This window comes from Hyphomonas sp. BRH_c22 (genome assembly GCF_000961795.1).
In the GTDB taxonomy this organism is placed as follows: domain Bacteria; phylum Pseudomonadota; class Alphaproteobacteria; order Caulobacterales; family Hyphomonadaceae; genus Hyphomonas.
In genome coordinates this window covers 64,194-70,758 of the sequence record NZ_LADU01000099.1, presented here as the reverse complement: position 1 = coordinate 70,758, position 6,565 = coordinate 64,194, and the positions used below count along the sequence as shown (strand labels likewise).

The 6,565-nt window shown below is 62.3% G+C and carries 7 protein-coding genes and 1 pseudogene; 3 read left to right on the top strand and 5 right to left on the bottom strand.

Annotated features, from left to right (window positions below):
* From VR74_RS13990 to VR74_RS13980, 3 genes and pseudogenes are all read right to left on the bottom strand, one after another.
* Positions 1–501: pseudogene (locus VR74_RS13990) on the bottom strand (IS5 family transposase); the annotation flags it as partial.
* 71 nt (positions 502–572) lie between these two features.
* Positions 573–1,304 (bottom strand): PRC-barrel domain-containing protein, encoded by a 732-nt coding sequence (locus tag VR74_RS13985; RefSeq protein WP_045697822.1) that lies wholly within the window; start codon positions 1,302–1,304, stop codon positions 573–575.
* A 144-nt stretch (positions 1,305–1,448) separates the two neighbouring features.
* On the bottom strand, positions 1,449–1,943 hold the full coding sequence (locus VR74_RS13980; protein ID WP_299950611.1) for a GatB/YqeY domain-containing protein: 495 nt from the start codon (positions 1,941–1,943) through the stop codon (positions 1,449–1,451).
* A gap of 131 nt (positions 1,944–2,074) precedes the next feature.
* Here VR74_RS13980 and carA point away from each other — a divergent pair, with 131 nt between their 5' ends.
* Both carA and VR74_RS13970 read left to right on the top strand, forming a co-directional pair.
* A complete protein-coding gene (gene carA, locus VR74_RS13975; protein ID WP_045697820.1) occupies positions 2,075–3,256 on the top strand; it encodes a glutamine-hydrolyzing carbamoyl-phosphate synthase small subunit in 1,182 nt (393 codons plus the stop codon).
* 17 nt (positions 3,257–3,273) lie between these two features.
* Entirely contained in the window at positions 3,274–3,936 is a 663-nt protein-coding gene (locus VR74_RS13970; protein ID WP_045697818.1) for a 2OG-Fe(II) oxygenase, read from the top strand.
* On the opposite strand, the gene VR74_RS13965 is transcribed toward VR74_RS13970, so the two are convergent.
* Both VR74_RS13965 and VR74_RS13960 read right to left on the bottom strand, forming a co-directional pair.
* Entirely contained in the window at positions 3,933–4,523 is a 591-nt protein-coding gene (locus tag VR74_RS13965; RefSeq protein ID WP_045697816.1) for a TetR/AcrR family transcriptional regulator, read from the bottom strand. The genes VR74_RS13970 and VR74_RS13965 overlap by 4 nt on opposite strands.
* A 231-nt stretch (positions 4,524–4,754) precedes the next feature.
* On the bottom strand, positions 4,755–5,705 hold the full coding sequence (locus VR74_RS13960) for a M48 family metallopeptidase (protein ID WP_299950608.1): 951 nt from the start codon (positions 5,703–5,705) through the stop codon (positions 4,755–4,757).
* Positions 5,706–5,824: 119 nt separating this feature from the next.
* Between VR74_RS13960 and VR74_RS13955 the strand changes: the two genes are divergently transcribed.
* Positions 5,825–6,559, top strand: coding sequence for an MBL fold metallo-hydrolase (locus VR74_RS13955; protein WP_045697812.1), 735 nt, complete (start codon positions 5,825–5,827; stop codon positions 6,557–6,559).
* Positions 6,560–6,565: the final 6 nt, after the last annotated feature.

Genomic DNA, 6,565 nt, shown 5'->3' with positions numbered 1-6,565 from the left:
GATCAGCCACGACATGGGCGGCCGTCTTCAGGCTGTCGACAAGGGCAGGCGCGGCGGCCTTGTCGGAGGCTTGACCGGCCGTCAGGGACAGGCGGATCGGCAGGCCCGCCTCATCAACCACGGCATGGATCTTGGTGCTCAGTCCCCCACGAGAGAGACCGATGGCGTTATCCGGGCCCCCTTTTTTCCGCCTGCGGCGTGCTGGTGGGCCCGGATGATCGAACTGTCGATGAAGGCCATAGATTCGGGAGATCGCTCCGCCAAGGCATTGAAAACATTGAGCCAGACGCCTGCCTTCGCCCATCTGTTGAAGCGATTGTACACCGTGGTGTAAGGGCCGTAGCGCTCCGGCAGGTCGCGCCAGGGCGAGCCGGTCCGCAGAATGTAGAAAATCCCATTCAGCACCCGCCGGTCATCGGCGCGGGCAACCCCGCGCGGTTTGTTCGGCAGAAGCGGCTCAACGATCTGCCACTCGGCATCGCTCAAATCAAAACGGGCCATGATCCATCTCCTCTCACGAGAAGGGAATCATGAACCCACTCAATTGGGAATCCTGTTTATGAGTACAGAACCTAGTCATTGAAGACAGGAGCCATCTTCAATTGCTCAGGCGTCTGGTTGATCATGACTTCGCCTTCGCCGTCGCCCTGGACAACTGTAATGGCATCAAAGTCGATCACGAGACGGTCTTCAGACGTGACGCCCGATACGCCGTCGGTCACGACAGCCTGCCTTACGGAGCCATCGGAACTGATGATCAGGTCCGTGATGCGCGAATAGGTGTCAGCAACGGCCAGCTCGGCATTCGTACCGATCAGCTCGGAGGCAAGGCGGAAATCGTCCATGCCGTCCTGTTCGAACTCGGCCACGCCTTCCAGCGATTCATCGACGAGGGCGGCCGAAAGCATCGGCTCATTGTCTGAGTCCATTGTCACGGACACAGAGCTGAATGGCAGGAGGCCAAGCTCACCCGCAATTCCCAGAACACCGCCATCGCGGAACACGATATGGCCCGGAGCCTTGTTCTTGCCGATCAGCACGTCAGCCACCGTCGCAATGGTTTCGCCATTGGCGCCGATAATGTTATCGCCGATCAGACTGGACGCCTTCATTTCGCCAGCGGCCATGACATAGGCCGGACGGGCGAGTTCCGTCTCGGTGGTCACTTCCGTTTCGGTTGTGGTCGTATCCGAATATGGCGCGGTATCCGTATTCGCCGTCTCGATGGTGGTATCTGAGCCCGAGCATGCGGCCAGACCGGCCATGAGAGCGACGGCGCTTATAGGAGCAATGAGATATTTCATGAGGAGTTCCTTTCCATGCAATTCCACCCGCTTAACGCAAGGTGAGCACGCAAGGTTCCGAGGAACTGATTCAAAATTAAGCATGTCCGAAAGCCGGTTCCGGCGCCGTGCAATGCTTTCTGCAGATTTCGGGAACTTGCCGCGTCAGGACCGCGACAGGGCCTCACGAACGGCCTTGCCGGCGCTGCCGCTGTCGATCATGCCGGGAAAGCGTTCCTTGAGCGCCGACATGCAGCGGCCGACATCCTTCAGTTTCGAGGCGCCGAGATCCTCGACAATTTCCCCGACGGCCGCTTCCAGCTTCTTGCCGCTGAGCGGAACGGGCAGGAATTTCTGGATGACCTCGATTTCCTCACGCTCGCGGATGGCGTCTTCGATGCGTCCGGCCGCGTCATGCTCGCGGGCCGACACTTCGCGCTGGGCGACCATGGTTTCGAGCACCGAACGCACATCAGCGTCCGGACACCCTTCGCCCACGCCGCGCCCGCGCGCGCAGACGTCACGGTCTCGCACTGCACATTCGATCAGGCGCAGCGTGGCAAGTTCCACGTCGCTGGCGCCATTCTCGGTCTCGGATTTCAGTGCCTGAACAATACGCGCCTTCAGCGACATCGTCTCACTTGTATCCTCTCGGCCCATGCCGTTATTGCCTTTCACATACCGCAGTCGCCAGTTTGCTTGACGATGCGCAGACTCAGCCCCATTAACCGGACGAAATGCTCGGTCGGTTGGGTTAACGACCAGAAAACGGTCCGGAGGCGAAATGAGATATGACTAAAGACACGAAAGTTCAAGCCAGCTCGCGCGCCACGGGAGCGATCGCCCTTGCGGACGGCACCGTTTTCCTCGGCATTGGCGCAGGTGCAGCAGGCACGAATGTCGGCGAACTCTGCTTCAATACCAGCATCACCGGCTATGAAGAGATCCTGACAGACCCGTCCTACGCCTCGCAAGTCGTGCTTTTCACCTTTCCGCATATCGGAAATGTCGGGACAAATGCCGACGACCAGGAAGAATCCTCGCCTCCCGGCGCCCGGGCTGCGCGCGGCGCGATCTTCCGCGAACCCATTACGGCACCGTCGAACTGGCGCTCGACCAGCCATTTCGACGCCTGGCTCACGTCGCGCGGGATTATCGGCCTGTCCGGCGTCGATACGCGCGCGCTGACCCGCCTCATCCGCGAACGCGGCATGCAGAAAGCCGCGATCTGCCACCAGCCCGAAGGCGGCATCGACACCGAGGCGCTGATCGCCCGGGCCCGTGCCTGGAAGGGCCTCGACGATGCCGATCTTGCCGCCGATGTCGATGGCGAAGCCAATTACGGCAATTCCCAGCAGCTGTGGAAGGCCGGCAGCGGCTATGGCACGCTCGATGACGCCAAATACCATGTCGTCGTTGTCGATTTCGGCGTGAAGAAGAACATCCTGCGCAACCTGGCCAGTGTCGGCGCGCGCACGACCGTCGTGAACGGTGACGCAACTTACGCCGAGATCGCCGCCCTCAAGCCCGATGGCGTGGTGTTCTCGAATGGTCCCGGCGACCCGGCGGCAACGATCCTGCGGTCGGGAGACATGATCCGCGACGTGATCGCCAGCGGCACGCCGATCCTCGGCATCTGCCTCGGCCACCAGCTTCTCGCGCTCGCACTGGGCGCCAGGACGATGAAAATGGCGCAGGGCCATCACGGCGCAAACCATCCGGTCAAGGACATGGCCACCGGCAAGGTCGAGATCGTGTCGATGAATCACGGCTTCACGGTTGATCCGGCCACGCTGCCCGCCGGCGTCGAGGAGAGCCACCGCTCACTGTTCGACGGCACCAATTCCGGGCTCAGCGTCGCAGGCAAGCCGATCATCTCGGTCCAGCACCATCCCGAAGCCTCGCCCGGCCCACAGGACAGCTTCTACCTTTTTGACCGTTTCGCAGGCCTGATGGATGCCCATCGTGGGTAACCGGCCTGGCTGATCCCATGACACTGGCTGTCGCGCCTCCCGGTGATAATCGTCTCAGCGCCATTGCCGCCGATATCGCCGCGCATGGCTGGAGCTGGCAACCGAACCTCCTGCCGGACGAGCTGACCGCCGCACTTCGCACGGAACTGCAGGCGCTCAATGCCCGGCAGGATCTCGAAGCCGCCGGGATCGGCCGCGAGGACGCCTTCCAGCTCGACCGCTCGGTGCGGCGCACGCGCATCTCCTGGCTGGATGGATCGAGCCCGGCGCAAGAAGCCTTCCTGGCCTGGGCCGAGCCGGTCCGCCAAAGCCTCAACCGCGAGCTGCTGATCGGCCTGTTCGAGTTCGAGGCATGCTTTGCGGTCTATCCGGAGGGCGGCTTCTATGACCGCCACCTCGACAGTTTCGAAGGCGCGCGCAATCGGGTCATGTCGCTAGTCGTCTACCTGAACGAAGACTGGCAGGACGATCAGGGCGGCGCGCTGGTCATCTGGCCGGAAGGCGCAGGCGAGGCCGGCACACCCGCCGCGCGCCTCTTGCCTTTCGGAGGCGGCGCCGCCTTCATGCTGTCGGAAACCATTCCGCATGCCGTCGAAGTGACCCATGCGCGCCGCTACGCGATTGCCGGATGGTGGCGCGTGAACCAGTCGGCTGACAAACGCGTTGACCCGATCAGCTAGCGCAGCCCTCTCAGCAGCGCCTCGAAGGCATCAAACAGGTTCTCCGGCGTCAGCCCCGATTCCTGGCGCGTCAGCGCGAAGCCGCCGCCGTTGAGGGCGTTCAGCAGCATGATCGAGATCGGCACCACGCCCTCCTTCGCGATCAGGCCCTTGTGGGCGAGATAGCGCACGCCCTGTTCGACATTGCTGCGCCCGAGCCGGTCATCGTTTTCCTGCCAGCCGTCCAGCCCCATCACCGCCGGTCCGTCGATCAGGACGATCCGCTGGAAACCCGGCCTCGAGGCCCAGTTGAAATAGACCCGTGTTCCCGCAAGAAAGGCCGCATAGGGATCGGTTTTGGAGCGCCCTTCATGGGCCGCCGCGCGGGCTTCGGCATCCATTTCGAGCTGGATGCCTTTCCATATCTCGAAAAAAAGCGCGTCCTTGCTGGCGAAATGGTGGAACAGGGCGCCTTTCGAGATGCCCGCCGCCTCGACGATGTTCGCGATGGATGTGCGCGCATAGCCCTGAGTTTCAAACAGCTGTCTCGCCGCGTCCAGAATGGCACGGCGGGTTTCTTCAGCCTGTTCTGACGTCCTCTTGACCATCGAATTTTCTTGGATTGAAAGCTTATCATACCAGTGGTATGTAAAACTTACAATTCGATGGATCCATTCCCTCGAATTTGACCAGATCACTGAAAGCACAGCAGGCTGGGTGGGGACACGGCAGCATGCTCAGGTGGACGGGATGGCCGCTCCAGTGTCCTGACTCAGGACGGGGCGGCCGTTTTCATTCTGGACAGGCCGTCTGCAAGACGCCGAAAGGCGCCGCGCGGATTATTTCAGCGGCCCGCAGCGGCGTTCATATTCGGCAATCGCGTCCGGCATCCATGCGCGGAAGTTCTCTGCGCGGGTCTCCGAAGCCGGGTGCGTCGACATCCATTCCGGCGGGCTCTGGCCTTCGCTGAGCTTGCCCATCCGCTCCCACAGTTCAGGCGCCTCGCGCGGATCGTAACAGGCGCGCACCAGCAGATCGAGCCCGATCTTGTCGGCTTCCGTCTCGTGTGCCCGCGAGAAACTCAGCACCGTGCCCTGCGCCGCCACGCCGAACGCCTGCATGATCGCCCGCTGCTGGCCCGGATCCATGTCACTGAGGCCCGCACCGACGGCCAGCTGGCCCATCTGCAGCACCTGCTGCTGGCTCATCCGCTCGGCGCCGTGATGGGCGAGCGCATGGCCGATCTCGTGCCCCATCACCACGGCCAGCTTGTCGGGATCGCTAAGATCATCCAGCGTCACCTGCCCGTCACCATTGCCGGTAATGTCGAGAATGCCTGTGTAGACGGCGACATAGCCGCCCGGCAGGCAGAAGGCGTTCGGTGTGTCGGACTGGACGACATAATAGGTCCAGTCGAACTGGTCAGCGACCGGCGTGAAGGCATAGCCCTGCGTCTGCAGCTCCGCTTCCAGCTCGATCGCAGCCGCCTGCAGCCGCGCGCCGATCGTGCGCACCTCGTCGGTAAAGGTCTGCTCCGCACCGGCACAAGCGGCTTCGGAGGCGCACAGCACCTGATTGCCCTGCTGCTGTTCCTGCTGAAGGATCTGCACATAGGATTGCTGGCCAAGCTTCACTTCGTCCTGCAGCGACATCGTGTTCAGCTGCTTGCGGCCGGAGAAGGGCACCTCTGTCTGGTTCATCTGCCAATAGATGAACAGGCCCACCAGACCGACAATGATAATGATGAACCGGCCGCCAATCCGCCCGCCGCCGCCCCGTCTCTGTGGCATTCGCATGATGTCGGCCCTTCCCGAAAATCGTGTTGCGACCCGTCTTAACCGAGCCTTCCCCGACGCGAAAGCGCCGGAAGCGCTTCACGAACAGTTCCCGCGACGCTATCTGTAGGAACATGACCGAACAAGCACACAAGCCAAAGCTGGAAATCCGGATCATTCCGGTGACTCCCCTGCAACAGAATACGTCCATGATCTGGTCGACCGAGACCATGGAAGGCGTGTTCATTGATCCGGGTGGCGAGGTCGACCGGCTGATGGCCGCGGCCGAGCAGTTCGGCGTGAAGATCGTCGCTGTCTGGCTGACCCACGGCCACCTTGATCATGCCGGCGCGGCCACTGCCGTATCAGAGCGCACGGGCTGCCCGATCATCGGCCCGCACGAAGACGATCAGTGGCTGCTCGACGAACTGGAAGCCCAGGGCGCCAGATACGGCATCACCGATGGCCGGAACGTCAAACCCGACCGCTACCTGCACGATGGCGACGAACTGGAACTCGGCGGCATCAGGTTCGGTGTCGCCCATTGCCCCGGCCATACGCCCGGCCATGTCGTGATCTACAATCAGGAAGGCGCGCTCGCCTTTGTCGGCGATGTCCTGTTCCAGGGTTCGATCGGCCGGACGGATTTTCCGCGCGGCAATCACCAGCAGCTGATCGACTCGATCACCGGCAAGCTCTGGCCGCTCGGCAACGAGATGCGGTTCGTGCCGGGTCACGGGGCAATCTCCACGTTTGGCCACGAGCGCCAGTCGAACCCCTTCGTGGCCGATAGTGTCACCGGCTACCAGGGCGCCGCCCGCGAAAGCTTGGACGAGATCGGCCAGAAACTGGCCAAACGCTGGACCTGACCGGAC